This window comes from Aeromonas sp. 62-46, assembly GCF_001898585.1.
Classification (GTDB): domain Bacteria; phylum Pseudomonadota; class Gammaproteobacteria; order Enterobacterales; family Aeromonadaceae; genus Aeromonas; species Aeromonas caviae.
On sequence record NZ_MKUI01000021.1, the window covers coordinates 1 to 18,218 of the forward strand.

18 protein-coding genes and 1 tRNA gene are annotated in these 18,218 nt (G+C 56.3%); all 19 read left to right on the forward strand.

Annotation, left to right across the window (positions count from 1 at the left end):
* Window positions 1-78, forward strand: a 78-nt coding sequence (locus tag BGO64_RS07450; RefSeq protein WP_286700407.1) for an EF-Tu C-terminal domain-related protein, incomplete at its 5' end; no start/stop codon positions are given.
* A 52-nt stretch (window positions 79-130) separates the two neighbouring features.
* Window positions 131-207: transfer RNA gene (locus tag BGO64_RS07455), tRNA-Trp, on the forward strand.
* A 60-nt stretch (window positions 208-267) separates the two neighbouring features.
* Window positions 268-639 (forward strand): preprotein translocase subunit SecE, encoded by a 372-nt coding sequence (gene secE, locus BGO64_RS07460; protein ID WP_010675960.1) that lies wholly within the window; start codon window positions 268-270, stop codon window positions 637-639.
* A 9-nt stretch (window positions 640-648) separates the two neighbouring features.
* Window positions 649-1,200 (forward strand): transcription termination/antitermination protein NusG, encoded by a 552-nt coding sequence (nusG, locus tag BGO64_RS07465; protein ID WP_010675959.1) that lies wholly within the window; start codon window positions 649-651, stop codon window positions 1,198-1,200.
* A gap of 134 nt (window positions 1,201-1,334) precedes the next feature.
* A complete protein-coding gene (rplK, locus tag BGO64_RS07470) occupies window positions 1,335-1,763 on the forward strand; it encodes a 50S ribosomal protein L11 (RefSeq protein ID WP_005306313.1) in 429 nt (142 codons plus the stop codon).
* Between the two features lie 4 nt (window positions 1,764-1,767).
* The gene (gene rplA / locus BGO64_RS07475; protein ID WP_010675958.1) at window positions 1,768-2,469 is read left to right on the forward strand and encodes a 50S ribosomal protein L1; all 702 of its coding nucleotides are present in this window, start codon (window positions 1,768-1,770) and stop codon (window positions 2,467-2,469) included.
* Window positions 2,470-2,725: 256 nt separating this feature from the next.
* Window positions 2,726-3,226, forward strand: coding sequence for a 50S ribosomal protein L10 (rplJ, locus tag BGO64_RS07480; RefSeq protein ID WP_005339895.1), 501 nt, complete (start codon window positions 2,726-2,728; stop codon window positions 3,224-3,226).
* Between the two features lie 51 nt (window positions 3,227-3,277).
* Window positions 3,278-3,643 carry a 50S ribosomal protein L7/L12 gene (rplL, locus tag BGO64_RS07485; protein WP_010675957.1) on the forward strand — a complete coding sequence of 122 codons (366 nt, stop codon included), beginning with the start codon at window positions 3,278-3,280 and terminating at the stop codon, window positions 3,641-3,643.
* 222 nt (window positions 3,644-3,865) lie between these two features.
* Window positions 3,866-7,894, forward strand: coding sequence for a DNA-directed RNA polymerase subunit beta (rpoB, locus tag BGO64_RS07490; RefSeq protein ID WP_010675956.1), 4,029 nt, complete (start codon window positions 3,866-3,868; stop codon window positions 7,892-7,894).
* Window positions 7,895-7,985: 91 nt separating this feature from the next.
* On the forward strand, window positions 7,986-12,290 hold the full coding sequence (rpoC, locus tag BGO64_RS07495; protein ID WP_010675955.1) for a DNA-directed RNA polymerase subunit beta': 4,305 nt from the start codon (window positions 7,986-7,988) through the stop codon (window positions 12,288-12,290).
* 197 nt (window positions 12,291-12,487) lie between these two features.
* Complete coding sequence (locus tag BGO64_RS07500) at window positions 12,488-13,204, forward strand: helix-turn-helix transcriptional regulator (RefSeq protein WP_010675954.1); 717 nt, start codon at window positions 12,488-12,490, stop codon at window positions 13,202-13,204.
* Window positions 13,205-13,230: 26 nt separating this feature from the next.
* A complete protein-coding gene (locus tag BGO64_RS07505; protein ID WP_010675953.1) occupies window positions 13,231-13,611 on the forward strand; it encodes a RidA family protein in 381 nt (126 codons plus the stop codon).
* A gap of 86 nt (window positions 13,612-13,697) precedes the next feature.
* Window positions 13,698-14,090 carry a sulfurtransferase complex subunit TusD gene (gene tusD / locus BGO64_RS07510; protein ID WP_010675952.1) on the forward strand — a complete coding sequence of 131 codons (393 nt, stop codon included), beginning with the start codon at window positions 13,698-13,700 and terminating at the stop codon, window positions 14,088-14,090.
* Window positions 14,091-14,099: 9 nt separating this feature from the next.
* The gene (tusC, locus tag BGO64_RS07515) at window positions 14,100-14,456 is read left to right on the forward strand and encodes a sulfurtransferase complex subunit TusC (RefSeq protein WP_041214281.1); all 357 of its coding nucleotides are present in this window, start codon (window positions 14,100-14,102) and stop codon (window positions 14,454-14,456) included.
* 7 nt (window positions 14,457-14,463) lie between these two features.
* Complete coding sequence (tusB, locus tag BGO64_RS07520; RefSeq protein ID WP_043153905.1) at window positions 14,464-14,742, forward strand: sulfurtransferase complex subunit TusB; 279 nt, start codon at window positions 14,464-14,466, stop codon at window positions 14,740-14,742.
* A 181-nt stretch (window positions 14,743-14,923) separates the two neighbouring features.
* Window positions 14,924-15,298, forward strand: coding sequence for a 30S ribosomal protein S12 (gene rpsL, locus BGO64_RS07525; protein WP_005306278.1), 375 nt, complete (start codon window positions 14,924-14,926; stop codon window positions 15,296-15,298).
* Between the two features lie 93 nt (window positions 15,299-15,391).
* Complete coding sequence (rpsG, locus tag BGO64_RS07530; protein ID WP_010675949.1) at window positions 15,392-15,862, forward strand: 30S ribosomal protein S7; 471 nt, start codon at window positions 15,392-15,394, stop codon at window positions 15,860-15,862.
* Between the two features lie 75 nt (window positions 15,863-15,937).
* The gene (fusA, locus tag BGO64_RS07535; protein WP_043762518.1) at window positions 15,938-18,043 is read left to right on the forward strand and encodes an elongation factor G; all 2,106 of its coding nucleotides are present in this window, start codon (window positions 15,938-15,940) and stop codon (window positions 18,041-18,043) included.
* Between the two features lie 54 nt (window positions 18,044-18,097).
* A partial coding sequence (locus tag BGO64_RS07540) for a GTP-binding protein (RefSeq protein WP_286700408.1) occupies window positions 18,098-18,218 on the forward strand: 121 nt, incomplete at its 3' end.

The following is an 18,218-nucleotide window of genomic DNA, read 5'->3' on the forward strand; positions in this document are numbered from 1 at the left end:
GACGACGGCCTGCGTTTCGCCATCCGTGAAGGTGGCCGTACCGTAGGTGCTGGTGTTGTAGCCAAAGTTATCGCTTAATCTTGGCTTACATAAATAAAGCAAAGCCCCTATAATAGGGGCTTTCTTATGCAGGGGCGTAGTTCGAATTGGTAGAACAGCGGTCTCCAAAACCGATGGTTGCGGGTTCGAGTCCTGCCGCCCCTGCCATATACCTCGTCTCGTACGGGGCTTTTGTGTCTTTGGTTACGTCAGATACAGGTGGGTTGTATGAGTGTTAGTTCTGAGGGTCAGGGCGGAAGCAAGGATACCCTGCTTTGGGGCCTGGTTTTCATCATCCTGGCGGCCGCTGTAGTGGGCAATTACCTGCTGAGCGACGTTATTGCTGCTGTCCGCGCCCTGGGTGTGGTCGTTGTCATCGCCGCTGCCGGTGCAGTGGCCCTGCAAACCACCAAGGGCAAGGCAACACTGGCGTTTGCCCGTGAGTCTCGCCTGGAAGTCCGCAAGGTCGTATGGCCGACCCGTCAGGAAGCCATTCAGACAACCCTGATTGTGCTGGCGGTGACTGCCGTGATGGGGCTGCTGCTGTTCGTGTTGGACGGCGCCTTGGTCTGGTTGGTCAACCTGATTACCGGTGTGTAAGGATAAGCCATGACTGAACAACGTGAACAGCGTATGAGATGGTATGTCGTGCAGGCATTTTCCGGCTACGAAGGCCGTGTTGCCAAATCCCTGCGTGAACATATCAAGATGCATGGCATGGAAGAGCTGTTTGGTGAAGTGCTGGTCCCGACTGAAGAAGTGGTCGAGATGCGTGCTGGCCAGAAGCGCAAGAGTGAGCGCAAATTTTTCCCGGGATACGTCCTGGTCCAGATGGTGATGGATGAAACCACATGGCACCTGGTACGCAATGTACCACGTGTAATGGGTTTCATCGGCGGTACCTCCGATCGCCCTGCTCCTATCTCCGATAAGGAAGCGGATGCTATCCTCAATCGTCTGCAAGATGCCCACGACAAGCCGCGTCCGAAAACCCTGTTTGAACCGGGTGAGATGGTCCGGGTTGCCGATGGTCCGTTCGCCGACTTCAACGGTACCGTTGAAGAGGTGGACTACGAAAAGAGCCGCGTGAAGGTCTCCGTACTGATCTTCGGCCGCTCAACGCCGGTAGAACTGGATTTTGGTCAGGTCGAAAAAGGCTGATTAATCTCTGTACGTTTAACGGTTGTCAGGGGCAGCGATTATCTCTATAATTCGCTGCCCCTTTATTTGTTGGGGAGCCGTTTGCAGGAGCATGTCTCCGAGGCGTTAGAACCCATTTTTGAGGTATTTTTGTAATGGCTAAGAAAGTCACAGCTTATATCAAGCTGCAAGTTAAGGCTGGCAGTGCTAACCCCAGCCCTCCCGTTGGTCCTGCTCTGGGTCAGCACGGTGTGAACATCATGGAATTCTGTAAGGCATTCAACGCCCGTACAGAAAAGCTGGAAAAAGGTTCTCCGACTCCGGTCGTGATCACCGTTTACAGCGACCGTTCCTTCACCTTCGAAACCAAGACTCCGCCCGCTTCCTTCCTGCTGAAGAAAGCCGCTGGTATCCAGTCTGGTTCCGCCAAGCCGAACAAAGACAAGGTTGGTAAGGTGACTGTGGCTCAGCTGCAAGAAATCGCCAAGACCAAAGAGCCGGATATGACTGGTGCCGATCTGGATGCAAAAGTACGTTGCATCGCCGGTTCCGCTCGTTCCATGGGCCTGGTAGTGGAGGAGTAAGACAATGGCTAAACTGTCCAAGCGTATGCGCGTTATTCGCGAAAAAGTTGACGGTACCAAAGAGTACTCCATCAACGAAGCCATTGCCCTGCTGAAAGAACTGGCTACCGCCAAGTTCGTTGAAAGCGTTGACGTTGCCGTTAACCTGGGTATCGATGCTCGTAAATCCGACCAGAACGTACGTGGTGCAACTGTACTGCCTCACGGTACCGGTCGTGACATCCGTGTCGCCGTGTTCACCCAGGGTGCCAATGCCGAAGCCGCCAAGGCTGCCGGTGCTGAACTGGTTGGTATGGACGACCTGGCCGAGCTGGTCAAGAAAGGCGAGATGAACTTCGACGTCGTCATCGCATCCCCGGATGCCATGCGTGTTGTTGGTCAACTGGGTCAAATCCTGGGCCCGCGCGGTCTGATGCCTAACCCGAAAGTGGGTACCGTCACTCCGAACGTAGCCGAAGCCGTCAAGAACGCCAAGGCTGGTCAGGTTCGTTACCGTAACGATAAGAACGGTATCATTCATACCACTCTGGGCAAGGTCTCTTTCAACGAAGTTCAGCTGAAAGAAAACCTGGAAGCGCTGCTGGTTGCCTTGAAGAAGGCCAAGCCGTCCTCCGCCAAGGGTGTATTCATCAAGAAAGTCAGCATCTCCACCACCATGGGTGCCGGTGTTGCCGTAGACCAAGCTTCCCTGGAAGCTCAGGCCTAATTGATGGGTTTTACAAGGCGCAAAATTTAATCTATAATTTTGCGCCTTGATTGGTTGGGGGTTTCGACCTCCGTCCAAGACCGCAGGAGGCCGCAAAGCCTTAATTCTTCCTGCGTAGACGGTGCCGGAAACCCAGCGAGAAAGATTCTTTCTCTTCTGGAATCCTGCTACCGCATCGTTCCCCTCTGTTGTAAAGGTAGGGGGGATGTGTCAGTACTGGGTCAACAGACCCGGATTCAATCCAGGAGTTAAGCCAATGGCATTGGGACTCGAAGACAAAAAGGCAATTGTTGCTGAAGTCAACGAAGCTGCCAAAGGCGCTCTTTCTGCAGTTGTAGCCGATTCTCGCGGCGTCACTGTAGACAAGATGACCGTCCTGCGTAAGACCGCTCGTGAAGCTGGTGTGTACATGCGCGTTGTGCGTAACACCCTGCTGCGTCGCGCGGTAGAAGGTACCGAATACGAGTGCCTGAACGACGCATTTACCGGTCCTACCTTGATTGCTTTCTCTAACGAACACCCGGGCGCTGCCGCTCGTCTGTTCAAAGAGTTTGCCAAAGCGAACCAAAAGTTCGAAATCAAGGCTGGCGCTTTTAACGGTGAGTTTATCGCCGCAGCACAAATTGATCGTCTGGCCACGCTGCCGACTTACGAAGAAGCAATTGCGAAGTTGATGGCTACCATGAAGGAAGCCTCTGCTGGCAAGCTGGTTCGTACTATCGCTGCTGTTCGCGACCAGAAACAAGCTGCTGCTTGATTCTCGCCTATCTAGGCTGTTTGAGTTTATTCAACATCAGGAATTTTTGTCATGTCTATCACTAAAGACCAAATCATCGAAGCCGTTGCTTCCATGTCCGTAATGGAAGTTGTTGAGCTGATCGAAGCTATGGAAGAGAAGTTCGGTGTTTCTGCCGCTGCTGCCGTCATGGCCGGCCCGGCTGCTGCTGAAGCAGTAGAAGAGAAGACCGAGTTCGACGTAGTTCTGACTGCTGCTGGCGCCAACAAAGTTGCCGTCATCAAGGCCGTTCGTGGCGCTACCGGTCTGGGCCTGAAAGAAGCCAAGGACCTGGTAGAAGCTGCTCCGACCAATCTGAAAGAAGCCGTGTCCAAGGACGAAGCTGAAGCTCTGAAGAAAGAGCTGGAAGCTGCCGGTGCTTCTGTTGAGATCAAATAATCTGCATTTATGTAGATTAGCCTGATAAAACAGGCTAGGGCTGGTGAATGTTTGTTCACCAGCCTTTTTGCGCTGTAGACTGAGAGCATTTCACACCGTTTACGACTCTCGGTGCACCAGCAATCCGGACCGCTTCATCGTCCGGGCCAACACAAAACGGTGTTGAGACAGAGCTGTCCCGCGGGACAGAGTGGGTCACTTATCAGCGAGCTGAGGAACCCTATGGTTTACTCTTATACCGAAAAAAAACGCATTCGTAAGGACTTCGGTAAGCGAGACCAGGTACTGGACACGCCTTATCTGTTGTCCATTCAGCTGGACTCCTTCAAGCAGTTCATCGAGGCCGACCCGGAAGGTGAATATGGCCTAGAGGCCGCTTTCCGTAGCGTTTTCCCGATCACCAGTTACTCCGGTAGTGCTGAGCTTCAGTATGTCAGCTATCGCCTGGGTGAGCCGGTATTTGACGTAAAAGAATGCCAGATCCGTGGAGTGACCTACTCCGCGCCGCTGCGTGTCAAGCTTCGTATGGTTCTGTACGACCGTGAAGCAGCTGCCGGCACCGTCAAAGATATCAAGGAACAAGAAGTATACATGGGCGAGATTCCGCTCATGACCGAGAACGGCACCTTTGTCATCAATGGTACCGAACGGGTTATCGTCTCCCAGCTGCACCGCAGCCCGGGCGTCTTCTTCGACCACGATAAAGGCAAAACACATTCATCCGGTAAGGTACTGTATAACGCCCGCGTTATCCCCTACCGTGGCTCCTGGCTGGACTTCGAGTTCGATGCGAAAGACAACCTGTTTGTCCGTATCGACCGTCGTCGCAAACTGCCGGCCTCCATTATTCTGCGCGCCCTGGACTTCAGTTCCGAAGAAATCCTGGCCACCTTCTTCGAGACCATCGGTTTCGAGGTCAAGGATGGCAAGTTGATGATGGATCTGGTGCCCGAGCGCCTGCGTGGCGAGACCGCGACCTTCGACATCATTGCCAATGGCGCCGTGGTGGTTGAAACCGGTCGTCGTGTCACTGCCCGTCACATCCGTCAGCTGGAAAAAGACGGCATCACCCAGATCGAGGTGCCGGTAGAGTATGTTGTTGGCAAAGTTGCAGCCAAGAACTACGCGCACCCGCAGACTGGTGAGATGGTTGTCACTGCCAACCAGGCGCTGAGCCTGGAAGCGGTTGCCAACCTGTCCCAAGCCGGCTTCAAGCACTTCGAGGTTCTGTTCACCAACGAACTGGATCACGGTGCCTACATGTCCGAGACCCTGCGTATCGACTCCAGCTCCAGCCGCCTGGAAGCCCTGGTCGAGATCTATCGCATGATGCGTCCGGGCGAGCCGCCCACTCGTGAAGCGGCCGAGCAGCTGTTCGAGAACCTGTTCTTCTCTTCCGAGCGTTACGACCTGTCTACCGTAGGTCGGATGAAGTTCAACCGCCGTCTGGGTCGTGAAGACGAGACCGGCGTTGGCGTGCTGACCAAAGACGATATCGTCGAGGTCATGAAGCGCCTGATCGACATCCGTAACGGTAACGACGAAGTGGACGATATCGACCACCTGGGTAACCGTCGTATTCGTTCCGTCGGTGAAATGGCCGAGAACCAGTTCCGTGTCGGTCTGGTCCGTGTCGAGCGTGCGGTGAAGGAGCGCCTGTCTCTGGGCGATCTGGACACCCTGATGCCGCAGGATCTGATCAACGCCAAGCCGATCTCCGCCGCGGTCAAAGAGTTCTTCGGTTCCAGCCAGCTGTCCCAGTTCATGGACCAGAACAACCCGCTGTCCGAAGTGACCCACAAGCGCCGTATCTCCGCGCTGGGCCCGGGCGGTCTGACCCGTGAGCGTGCCGGTTTCGAAGTTCGAGACGTACACCCGACCCACTACGGTCGTCTGTGCCCCATCGAAACGCCGGAAGGTCCGAACATCGGTCTGATCAACTCGCTGTCCGTGTATTCCCGCACCAACGAGTACGGTTTCCTCGAGACCCCGTACCGCAAGGTGATCGACGGTGTGATCACCGACGAAGTGGATTACCTGTCTGCGATTGAAGAAGGCAAGTACGTGATCGCACAGGCCAACGCCGCGACCACCGAAGATGGCCGTCTGAAAGATGAATTGATCCCGTGCCGTCACAAAGGTGAATCCACCTTTATGAACGCCGACCAGATCCAGTACATGGACGTGAGCCCGCAGCAGATCGTCTCTGTGGCAGCGGCCCTGATCCCGTTCCTGGAACACGATGACGCGAACCGCGCATTGATGGGTTCAAACATGCAACGTCAGGCTGTACCGACCCTGCGCGCTGACAAGCCGCTGGTAGGTACCGGTATGGAACGCGCAGTGGCCGTTGACTCCGGTGTGACCGTAGTGGCCAAGCGTGGCGGTATGATCGACTACGTCGATGCCTCCCGTATCGTTATCAAGGTCAACGAAGATGAGCTGCTGCCTGGCGAAGCCGGCATCGACATCTACAGCCTGACCAAATACACCCGTTCCAACCAGAACACCTGTATCAACCAGCGTCCGTGCGTGATGTTGGGTGAGCCGGTGATGGCGGGCGACGTGCTGGCTGACGGCCCGTCCACCGATCTTGGTGAACTGGCGCTGGGTCAGAACCTGCGCGTCGCGTTCATGCCGTGGAACGGTTACAACTTCGAAGACTCGATCCTGGTGAACGAGCGTGTTGTTCAGGAAGATCGCCTGACCACCATTCACATCCAGGAACTGGCCTGTATCTCCCGTGACACCAAGCTGGGTCCGGAAGAGATCACTGCTGACATCCCGAACGTGGGTGAAGCCGCTCTGTCCAAGCTGGACGAGTCCGGTATCGTCTACGTGGGTGCCGAAGTGAAGGGTGGCGACATTCTGGTCGGTAAGGTGACTCCGAAAGGTGAAACCCAGCTGACTCCGGAAGAGAAGCTGCTGCGCGCCATCTTCGGTGAGAAGGCGTCCGACGTGAAGGACTCTTCCCTGCGTGTACCGAACGGTGTGTACGGTACCGTGGTTGACGTGCAGGTCTTTACCCGCGATGGCGTGGAAAAAGACAAGCGCGCCAAAGAAATCGAAGAGATGCAGTTGAAGGAAGCGAAGAAGGACTTGACCGAAGAGTTCAAGATCCTGGAAGACGGCATTTTCGGCCGTTCCCGCAACCTGCTGCTGGCCGCCGGTTACAGCGAAGATCGTCTGAACAAGCTCGATCGTTCCAAGTGGTTTGAGCTGGCCATCGAAGATGAAGCCAAGCAAATCGAGCTGGAGCAGATCGCTGAACAGCACGTTGAGCTGAAGGCCGAGTTCGACAAGAAATTCGAGAACAAGCGTCGCAAGATCATCCAGGGCGATGACCTGGCGCCGGGCGTACTGAAGATCGTCAAGGTCTATCTGGCCGTCAAGCGTCGCATCCAGCCGGGTGACAAGATGGCGGGCCGTCACGGTAACAAGGGTGTTATCTCCAAGATCTGTCCGGTCGAGGATATGCCCCATGACGAGTACGGCCGTCCGGTCGACATCGTACTGAACCCGCTGGGTGTACCGTCTCGTATGAACATCGGTCAGATCCTCGAAGTGCACCTGGGCCTCGCGGCCAAGGGCATCGGCGAGAAGATCGACCGCATGATCAAAGAACAGCGCGAGCTGCACGAGATGCGCGAGTTCCTGCAACAGGTCTATGACCTGGGCGAGAAGGACTCCCAGCAAGTGAACATTGCCGAGCTGTCTGACGACGACGTGCGTACCCTGGTGGGTAACCTGCGTAAGGGTCTGCCGGTGGCTACACCTGTCTTTGATGGTGCCAAAGAGCGCGAAATCAAAGCCTTGCTGAAGCTGGCCGATCTGCCGGAATCCGGTCAGATCTCCCTGTTCGACGGTCGTACCGGTAACGCCTTCGAGCGCAAGGTTACCGTGGGTTACATGTACATGCTGAAGCTGAACCACCTGGTAGACGACAAGATGCACGCGCGTTCTACCGGTTCCTACAGCCTGGTTACCCAGCAGCCGCTGGGTGGTAAGGCGCAGTTCGGTGGTCAGCGGTTCGGTGAGATGGAAGTGTGGGCCCTGGAGGCTTACGGTGCGGCATATACCCTGCAGGAAATGCTGACCGTCAAGTCTGACGATGTGAACGGCCGTACCAAGATGTACAAAAACATCGTGGATGGCGACCACCGTATGGAGCCGGGCATGCCCGAATCCTTCAACGTATTGCTGAAGGAAATCCGCTCTCTGGGTATCAACATCGAGCTGGACGAAGAGTAAGAGCTCGCTCTTATTGTTCGAGAATTGACGTGGGCGCCCCGCTGTTTCGGCAGCCGGGGCGCCGAGGTTAGACTCCTGACAGGGGAAACACGTGAAAGACTTACTCAAGTTTTTGAAGGCTCAGACCAAGACCGAAGAGTTTGACAGTATCAAGATCGGTCTGGCCTCTCCTGACATGATCCGCTCCTGGTCATTCGGTGAGGTCAAAAAGCCTGAGACCATCAACTACCGGACTTTCAAGCCGGAGCGTGATGGTCTGTTCTGCGCCCGTATCTTCGGACCGGTGAAGGACTACGAGTGTCTGTGCGGCAAGTACAAGCGCCTGAAACACCGTGGTGTGATCTGCGAGAAGTGCGGTGTAGAAGTGACCCAGACCAAGGTCCGTCGTGAGCGCATGGGCCACATCGAGCTGGCCAGCCCGACTGCCCACATCTGGTTCCTGAAGTCCCTGCCGTCCCGTATCGGTCTGCTGCTGGACATGACCCTGCGTGACATCGAGCGCGTGCTGTATTTCGAATCCTATGTAGTGATCGAACCCGGCATGACCAACCTCGAGCGCAGCCAGATGCTCTCCGAAGAGAACTATCTGGACGCACTGGAAGAGTGGGGCGACGAATTCGACGCCAAGATGGGTGCCGAGGCCATTCTGGCTCTGCTGCGCGCCATCGATCTGGAAGGCGAAGTCAAAGCCATGCGTGAGGAGCTGGATCAGACCAACTCCGAGACCAAGCGCAAGAAGACCACCAAGCGTCTGAAGCTGATGGAAGCCTTCCTGCAATCCGGCAACAAGCCGGAGTGGATGATCATGACAGTGCTGCCCGTGCTGCCGCCGGACCTGCGTCCGCTGGTACCGCTGGACGGCGGTCGTTTCGCGACCTCCGATCTGAACGATCTGTACCGTCGCGTGATCAACCGTAACAACCGCTTGAAGCGTCTGCTGGATCTGGCTGCGCCGGACATCATCGTGCGCAACGAAAAGCGCATGCTGCAAGAGTCCGTGGATGCCCTGCTGGACAACGGCCGTCGTGGTCGTGCCATCACCGGTTCCAACAAGCGCCCGCTGAAATCCCTGGCCGACATGATCAAGGGTAAGCAAGGTCGTTTCCGTCAGAACCTGCTGGGTAAGCGTGTCGACTACTCTGGTCGTTCCGTTATCACCGTAGGTCCGACCCTGCGTCTGCATCAATGCGGTCTGCCGAAGAAGATGGCACTTGAGCTGTTCAAGCCCTTCATCTACGGCAAGCTGGAATCCCGCGGTCTGGCGACCACCATCAAGGCCGCCAAGAAGATGGTGGAGCGCGAGGAAGCCGTCGTTTGGGACATCCTGGACGAAGTGATCCGCGAACACCCGGTTCTGCTGAACCGTGCGCCGACCCTGCACCGTCTGGGTATCCAGGCGTTTGAACCGACCCTGATCGAAGGCAAGGCCATCCAGCTGCACCCGCTCGTCTGTGCCGCCTATAACGCGGACTTCGACGGTGACCAGATGGCGGTCCACGTACCGCTGACCCTGGAAGCCCAGCTGGAAGCGCGTGCCCTGATGATGTCCACCAACAACATCCTGTCGCCTGCCTCCGGTGAGCCGATCATCGTTCCTTCCCAGGACGTGGTCTTGGGTCTGTACTACATGACCCGTGCCCGTATCAACGCCAAGGGCGAAGGTATGGTGCTGTCCGGCCCGAAAGAGGCCGAGAAGGTCTACCGTGCCGGTCTGGCCGACCTGCATGCTCGCGTCAAGTGCCGCATCACCGAGTACGTGAAGAACGAAGCCGGTGAGCTGGTTGCCAAGACCGAGATGAAGAATACCACCGTTGGTCGTGCGATCCTGAGCCTGATCCTGCCCAAAGGCATGGAATACGCTCTGATCGACGAGCCGAAGGTACTGACTGCTGCAGAGCAGGCTGACCTGGACGCCAACCCGCAGAACTGGATCAAGTGCGTCTCCAACAAGGCGCTGGGCAAAAAGCTCATTTCCCGTCTGCTGAACACCTGCTATCGCAAGCAGGGCCTGAAGGATACCGTCATCTTCGCTGACCAGCTGATGTATACCGGTTTCCACTACGCGGCCCTGTCCGGTGCCTCTGTTGGTATCGATGACATGGTCATCCCGGATGCCAAGAAAGACATCATCGCTGCTGCAGAAGCCGAAGTCGCCGAGATCCAGGACCAGTTCCTGTCCGGTCTGGTGACCGCGGGCGAACGTTACAACAAGGTTATCGATATCTGGGCCAGCGCGAACGATCGTGTCTCCAAGGCCATGATGGACAACCTTTCCAAGGAGCGTAACGTCAACTCCCTGGGCGATGAGGAAGAGCAAGCCTCCTTCAACAGCATCTTCATGATGGCCGACTCTGGTGCGCGGGGTTCCGCCGCCCAGATCCGTCAGCTGGCCGGTATGCGTGGCCTGATGGCGAAGCCGGATGGCTCCATCATCGAAACGCCGATCGTGGCGAACTTCCGTGAAGGTCTGAACGTACTGCAGTACTTCATCTCCACTCACGGTGCTCGTAAAGGTCTGGCGGATACCGCACTGAAGACAGCGAACTCCGGTTACCTGACCCGTCGTCTGGTTGACGTGGCCCAGGACATGGTGATCACCGAGGACGATTGCGGCACTACCGACGGTCTGTGGATGACTCCGCTGATCGAGGGTGGCGACGTGGTCGAGCCGCTGCGTGAGCGTGTGCTGGGTCGTGTGGTGGCCGAAGACGTGATCAAGCCGGGTACCGAGGATGAAGTGCTGGTAGCACGCAACACCCTGCTCGACGAGCAGCTGTGTGACCTGCTGGAGCGCAACTCCGTCGACCGTGTGAAGGTACGTTCTGCCATTACCTGTGAGACCGACTTCGGTAACTGTGCTCACTGCTACGGCCGTGATCTGGCCCGTGGTCACCTGGTTAACAAGGGTGAGGCTGTCGGTGTTATCGCCGCCCAGTCCATCGGTGAACCGGGTACCCAGCTGACGATGCGTACCTTCCACATCGGTGGTGCCGCATCCCGAGCGGCTGCCGAGAGCAGCATCCAGGTGAAGAACACCGGTAGCATCAAGTTGCAGAACGCCAAGTTCGTTCTGAACAACTCTGACAAGCTGGTTATTACCTCCCGTTCTACCGAGCTGACCATCATGGACGAGATGGGCCGTACCAAGGAAAGCCACAAGCTGCCTTACGGTTCCGTGCTGGAAGTGAAGGATGGCGAAGCGGTGAACGCCGGTGATACCGTCGCGAACTGGGACCCGCACACCCACCCGATCATCACCGAAGTGGCGGGTCGTCTGCACTTCGAACACATGATCGACGGTGTGACCATCACTCGTCAGACCGACGAGCTGACCGGCCTCTCTTCCATCGTCGTACTGGATGTCAACGAGCGTCCGAGCGCCGGTAAAGAGATGCGTCCGACCGTGAAACTGGTCGACCTGAATGGCAAGGATGTGATGATCCCGGGCACCGACGTTCCCGCCCAGTACTTCCTGCCGGGCAAGGCGATCGTGAACCTGGAAGATGGTGCCAACGTGGGCGTGGGTGACGCGGTTGCGCGTATCCCGCAAGAGTCCAGCGGTACCAAGGACATCACCGGTGGTCTGCCGCGCGTTGCGGATCTGTTCGAAGCACGTCAGCCGAAAGAGCCGGCCATCCTGGCCGAGATCTCCGGTACCATCTCCTTCGGGAAAGAGACCAAGGGCAAACGTCGTCTGGTCATCACCCCGACCGATGGTGGCGAGATCTATGAAGAGATGATTCCGAAATGGCGTCACCTCAACGTGTTCGAAGGTGAAAAAGTTGAGAAGGGTGAAGTGCTGGCGGACGGTCCCGAGTCTGCTCATGACATCCTGCGTCTGCGCGGTATCAGCCCGGTCGCCAACTACATCGCCAACGAAGTGCAGGACGTTTACCGTCTGCAAGGCGTTAAGATCAACGACAAGCATATCGAAGTCATCGTGCGTCAGATGCTTCGCAAGTGCGAGATCCTGAGCGCTGGCGACACCGACCTGATCGAAGGTGAGCAGGTTGAAGTGGCCCGTGTGAAGATTGCCAACCGTAAACTGGTTGCCGAAGGCAAGACCCCGGCTACCTACCGTCATATCCTGATGGGTATTACCAAGGCATCTCTGAGCACCGAGTCCTTCATCTCCGCAGCTTCCTTCCAGGAGACCACCCGCGTGCTGACCGAAGCAGCCGTTGGTGGCAAGCGTGATGAACTGCGCGGCCTGAAAGAGAACGTGATCGTGGGTCGTCTGATCCCGGCTGGTACCGGCTTTGCCTACCACCACAGCCGCATCAACCAGCGTGCCGCCGCAGCCCGTGCTGTCGGTGTGCCGCAGGTGACTGCCGATGAAGCTCAGCAAAACCTGGCGGATCTGCTCAACGCAGCCGGCAGTTTTGACGAAGAGTAATCTTCCGCTGCAGTGATCGAAAAGGGCCCCTTCTAGGGGCCCTTTTTTTATTTCCCATCCGGCGCCCAGCGTGCACCTGGCTGGGGCAGGGGGATGATCCAGTGCAAGGTTATAGAGCAAAAAATCAAAAAAAGTTGACATTGCCCCGTCGCAACTGAAAACTCGGGAAAGTTGAATGGGTATTACAGGGGTAGAACATGGCTGTCGGTATCGAGGAAGTACTGCTTCCCGAAGAGCAACTGAGCGGTCGCGCTTTTACAGACGAAGACAGGGAGCTGTTGCGTTCATATGGGGGCCTTATCGAAGGCCTGGCCGATCTGTTCGGCAAGCACTGCGAGGTGGTGCTCCACTCCCTGGAAAATCTGCATGAGTCCGTGATCCAAATCGCGAATGGTTTCAATACGGGTCGAACTCTGGGGGCGCCGATCACCGATCTCGCCCTGCGGATGCTCAAGGATATCGAGAGCACGGGTCAGGATCACACCCAGAGTTATTTTGCCCGCAGTCGGACAGGTGCCTTGATGAAGTCGAGCACCATCGCCATCCGTAACCGCGACAAGCAGGTGATCGGCCTTATCTGCATCAACCTGCACATCAATGCACCTTTCCACGAGTTCGTGGCCGAATTCTTCCCGACGCCACAGCAGGTGGAGCGGCAATCACCGGAGACCTTCGCCAACAGCGTCGAAGAGCTGGTTGCCCAGACGGTGGACAACACCATCGACGAGATCAATCGTGATCCCTCCGTGGCCAACAATGCCAAGAACCGTTTTATCGTGACCCAGTTGTTCGAGAAGGGCATATTTGATATCAAGGACTCGATCAACCTGGTCGCCGACAAGCTGAATATTTCCAAACATACCGTGTATCTCTACATCCGACAGCGCAAGCAGGGTGAAGAAGAGAGCGAGTAAGCGCCATAGATAGGGGATAGATAACAATGGCTAAAGAAGTGATTGCAACCGACAAGGCGCCTGCCGCAATTGGCCCTTATGTCCAGGCTACCAAGCTGGGTGAGCTGGTCTTTACCTCCGGGCAGATCCCGCTCGATCCGGCCACCATGGACATCGTTGCCGGTGGCATCGAGGCTCAGGCAGAGCAGGTGATGAAGAATCTGGTCGCAGTCTTGAAAGCCGCAGGGGCCGATACCAGCAAGGTACTGAAGACCACCTGCTTCCTGAGTGACATGAACAACTTCGTGGCCTTCAACCAGGTGTATGCCCGCTACTTTGGCGAATCCGCTCCGGCACGTTCCTGCGTGGAGGTCGCTCGTCTGCCCAAGGATGTGCTGGTCGAAGTCGAAGCCATCGCCTACGTCTGAGCCTGTTTCATTGGAAAAGCCCCTCCCAGGAGGGGCTTTTGCGTCTGTGAGGTAGAATGGATGCACCGCTGTGCAGGAGTGCGATCATGAGTCTGAATTTTGCTCTGCTGGTCACCGGGCCCGCCTATGGCACCCAGACGGCCAGCACGGCCTATCGTTTTGCCCTGAGTCTGGTCGAGCAGGGACACCGCTTGTCCCACCTCTTCTTCTATCAGGAGGGGGTGTGCAATGCCAATGGCCTCCATGCGCCAGCCAGCGATGAGACCGACCTGGTGGCGTTGTGGCGCGAGTTGGCCATCCAGCAGGGCATCCGCATCGATGTGTGTGTGGCTGCGGCCATGCGCCGTGGCGTGCTGGATGAGCAGGAGGCCAAGGGAATGGGACGGGAGCATTTCAATCTGGAAGCCCCATTCTGCCTGAGCGGGCTCGGTCAGTTGGCGGAAGCCGCACTGACCGCTGATCGCTTCGTACAGTTCTAGGGGGACAAGATGACCAGAATAGCGTTTATCTCACGGCGTGGTCCCCATGGTTCGGCGAGTGGTCGGGAGGGGCTGGATGCCCTGCTGGCCACCTCTGCATTGACGGAGTCCCTGGCCCTCTTTCTGGTGGGGGATGGCGTGATGCAACTGGTGAGGGAGCAATCGCCACACGCCATATTGCAGCGTCACTACGCCCCGACCTTCAAGATGCTGGAGCTGTATGACATCGAGGAGGTCTATGTCTGTGCGGTGTCACTGGCTGAGCGAGGACTGACGGCGGCGGATCTGCTAATCCCAGTTATTCCGCTCTCTCCTGCGGAAATTCGCCGTAGCTGGGCGGGTTTCACCACCCACATCTGCTTCTGAGGTGCCCGTGATACAGCTGATATTGAACTCTCCCTTCATGAGCCAGGATCTCGAGTTGGCGTTGCGTTACCGCATGGAAGGGGATCTGGTGGTGTTGATGCAGGATGCCGTGATGGCGGCGGCTGCCCCCGGGTGGTGCGAGCGCTTGGCAGACGTCCCCCTTTACGTCATGAAGGAAGACCTGCAAGCGAGAGGCTTGTCATCCGGGATCGGGATGGAACTCGATATGCCGGGTTTGATCAGGTTGATCGCCGAGCACGGATCACCGCAGACCTGGGGCGGTTAGACTTGGTTTTCCTTTTTATCTCAGTTGCTTAGCATAATGTCATTCGACTGTCATTTGCCATTTCGGTGTGCAAATTGTATAAATCTTGACTCCCCAGACAACAGGGCATAAAATTTCGCGTCCCCGTATCTGCGGGGAGGATTTTTCACACGTTTATGAAGTCATTATCAGGAGCCTTTTGATGGCAACTATTAACCAGTTGGTTCGCAAGCCACGCATCAAGCTCGTTGTGAAAAGCAACGTGCCGGCGCTGGAAGCGTGCCCTCAGAAGCGTGGCGTATGCACCCGTGTATACACCACCACCCCGAAGAAGCCTAACTCTGCACTGCGTAAAGTATGCCGTGTACGTCTGACCAACGGCTTCGAAGTCACCTCCTACATCGGTGGTGAAGGTCACAACCTGCAAGAGCACTCTGTTGTTCTGATCCGTGGCGGTCGTGTAAAAGACTTGCCAGGTGTTCGTTATCACACCGTTCGTGGTGCGTTGGACTGTGCCGGTGTTAAAGACCGTAAGCAGGCTCGCTCCAAGTACGGCGTGAAGCGTCCGAAAGCTTAATGGTTCTCCGTTAAGTAAGGCCAAACGTTAATTCGTTTCTAGTTAGATAACTTTCTAGTTTTGGGTAACCCCTGAAGTTACGGAGAATTTGAAATGCCAAGACGTCGTGTTGTTGGTCAGCGTAAAATCCTGCCGGATCCCAAGTTCGGATCAGAGCTGCTGGCTAAATTTGTCAACGTAGTAATGGTTGACGGTAAGAAATCTGTTGCAGAAGCCATCGTATATGGCGCCCTGGACATCATTGCCACCAAATCTGGCAAAGAGCACCTGGCCCTGTTCGAAGTCGCTCTGGACAACATTCGTCCGGCGGTCGAGGTTAAATCTCGTCGCGTCGGTGGTGCAACCTATCAGGTGCCGGTAGAAGTTCGTCCGGTACGTCGCAATGCTCTGGCAATGCGCTGGTTGGTTGATGCCGCTCGTAAACGTGGTGAAAAATCAATGGCTCAGCGTTTGGCTGGCGAGCTGCTGGATGCCGCTGACAATAAGGGTTCGTCTGTCAAGAAACGTGAAGACGTTCACCGTATGGCTGAAGCGAACAAGGCCTTCGCTCACTTCCGCTGGTAATCCGCTTGCGCAGGGTCTTCTGACTCTGCGCACCTTTAATTATCTGGGGACAAGCGCCCTAGTAAGAGGATGACAATGGCTCGTACAACCCCCATTGAGCGTTATCGTAATATCGGTATCTCCGCTCACATCGACGCCGGTAAGACTACTACTACCGAGCGCGTTCTGTTTTACACCGGTGTAAGTCACAAAATCGGTGAAGTTCACGATGGCGCCGCCACCATGGACTGGATGGAACAGGAACAAGAGCGTGGTATCACCATCACCTCCGCCGCGACCACCGCTTTCTGGTCCGGTATGGGTAAACAGTTCCAACCGCACCGTATCAACATCATCGATACCCCGGGCCACGTTGACTTTACTATCGAAGTAGAGCGTTCCATGCGTGTTCTGGATGGCGCCGTGATGGTGTACTGTGCCGTAGGTGGCGTACAGCCCCAGTCTGAGACCGTATGGCGTCAGGCTAACAAGTACAAGGTTCCCCGTATCGCGTTCGTCAACAAGATGGACCGTACCGGTGCCAACTTCCTGCGCTGCGTTGAGCACATCAAGACCCGTCTGAAAGGCAACCCGGTTCCGCTGCAACTGAACATCGGTTCAGAAGAGAACTTCAAGGGTGTTATCGACCTGGTCAAGATGAAAGCCATCAACTGGAGCGAAGCTGACCAGGGCGTTTCCTTCGACTACGAAGACGTGCCTGCCGAGCTGCTGGAACAGGCGCAAGAAATGCGCATGAACCTGGTTGAAGCCGCTGCTGAAGCGTCTGAAGACCTGATGGAAAAATACCTGGGTGGTGAAGAACTGACTGAAGAAGAGATCAAGAAGGCTCTTCGTCAGCGTGTTCTGAACAACGAAATCATCCTGGTTACCTGTGGCTCCGCGTTCAAGAACAAGGGCGTACAGGCCATGCTGGATGCCGTGGTCGAGTACCTGCCGGCTCCGACCGACGTTGCTGCTATCGACGGTCTGAAGCTGGACGGCGAGACCAAGGACGAGCGTCACGCTTCCGATGACGAGCCGTTCTCTGCTCTGGCGTTCAAGATTGCTACCGACCCGTTCGTGGGCAACCTGACCTTCTTCCGCGTTTACTCCGGTGTGGTTAACTCCGGTGACTCCGTGCTGAACTCCGTTAAAGAGAAGCGCGAGCGTTTTGGCCGTATCGTTCAGATGCACGCCAACAAGCGTGAAGAGATCAAAGAAGTTCGCGCAGGCGACATCGCTGCTGCCATCGGCCTGAAGGACGTCACCACCGGTGACACCCTGTGTGACGAAAACGCACCGATCATCCTGGAGCGTATGGAATTCCCGGAGCCGGTAATCTCCATCGCCGTTGAGCCGAAATCCAAGGCTGACCAGGAGAAGATGGGTCTGGCTCTGGGCCGTCTGGCTCAGGAAGATCCGTCCTTCCGCGTATGGACCGACGAAGAATCTGGCCAAACCATCATCGCCGGTATGGGTGAGCTGCACCTGGACATCATCGTTGACCGTATGCGTCGCGAGTTCAAGGTAGAAGCCAACGTAGGTAAGCCGCAGGTTGCCTACCGTGAAACCATCCGCAACACCGTCAAGGACATCGAAGGCAAGCATGCCAAGCAGTCCGGTGGTCGTGGTCAGTACGGTCACGTCGTTATCGACATGTACCCGCTGGAAGAAGGCAAAGCCTACGAATTCGTCAACGACATCAAGGGTGGCGTGATTCCGGGCGAATTCATCCCGGGTGTTGACAAGGGTATCCGCGAGCAGCTGAAGTCCGGCCCGCTGGCAGGCTATCCGGTAATGGATCTGGGTGTGCGTCTGCACTTCGGTTCCTACCACGATGTCGACTCTTCCGAACTGGCGTTCAAGATCGCTGCTTCTCTGGCGTTCAAGGCTGGCTTCATGAAGGCCAACCCGGTACTGCTCGAACCGATCATGAAGGTCGAAGTCGAGACTCCGGAAGACTACATGGGCGACGTGATCGGTGACCTGAACCGTCGTCGCGGCCTGATCGAAGGCATGGAAGATGGCCCGTCCGGCAAGATCGTACGTGCGCTGGTGCCGCTGGCCGAAATGTTCGGTTACGCCACCTCCCTGCGTTCTGCTACCCAGGGTCGTGCTTCCTACGCCATGGAATTCGCCAAGTATCACGATGCCCCGACCAACGTCGCCCAGGCCGTGATCGAAGAGCGCAAATCCAAGTAATTTAAGATTCCCCGCCTACGACGGTAGGCGGGTTTAACCTAGAAGGACTACGTCGTGTCTAAAGAAAAATTTGAGCGTAATAAACCGCACGTAAACGTCGGCACCATCGGCCACGTTGACCACGGTAAAACCACCCTGACCGCCGCCATCACCAACGTGCTGGCCAAGCACTTCG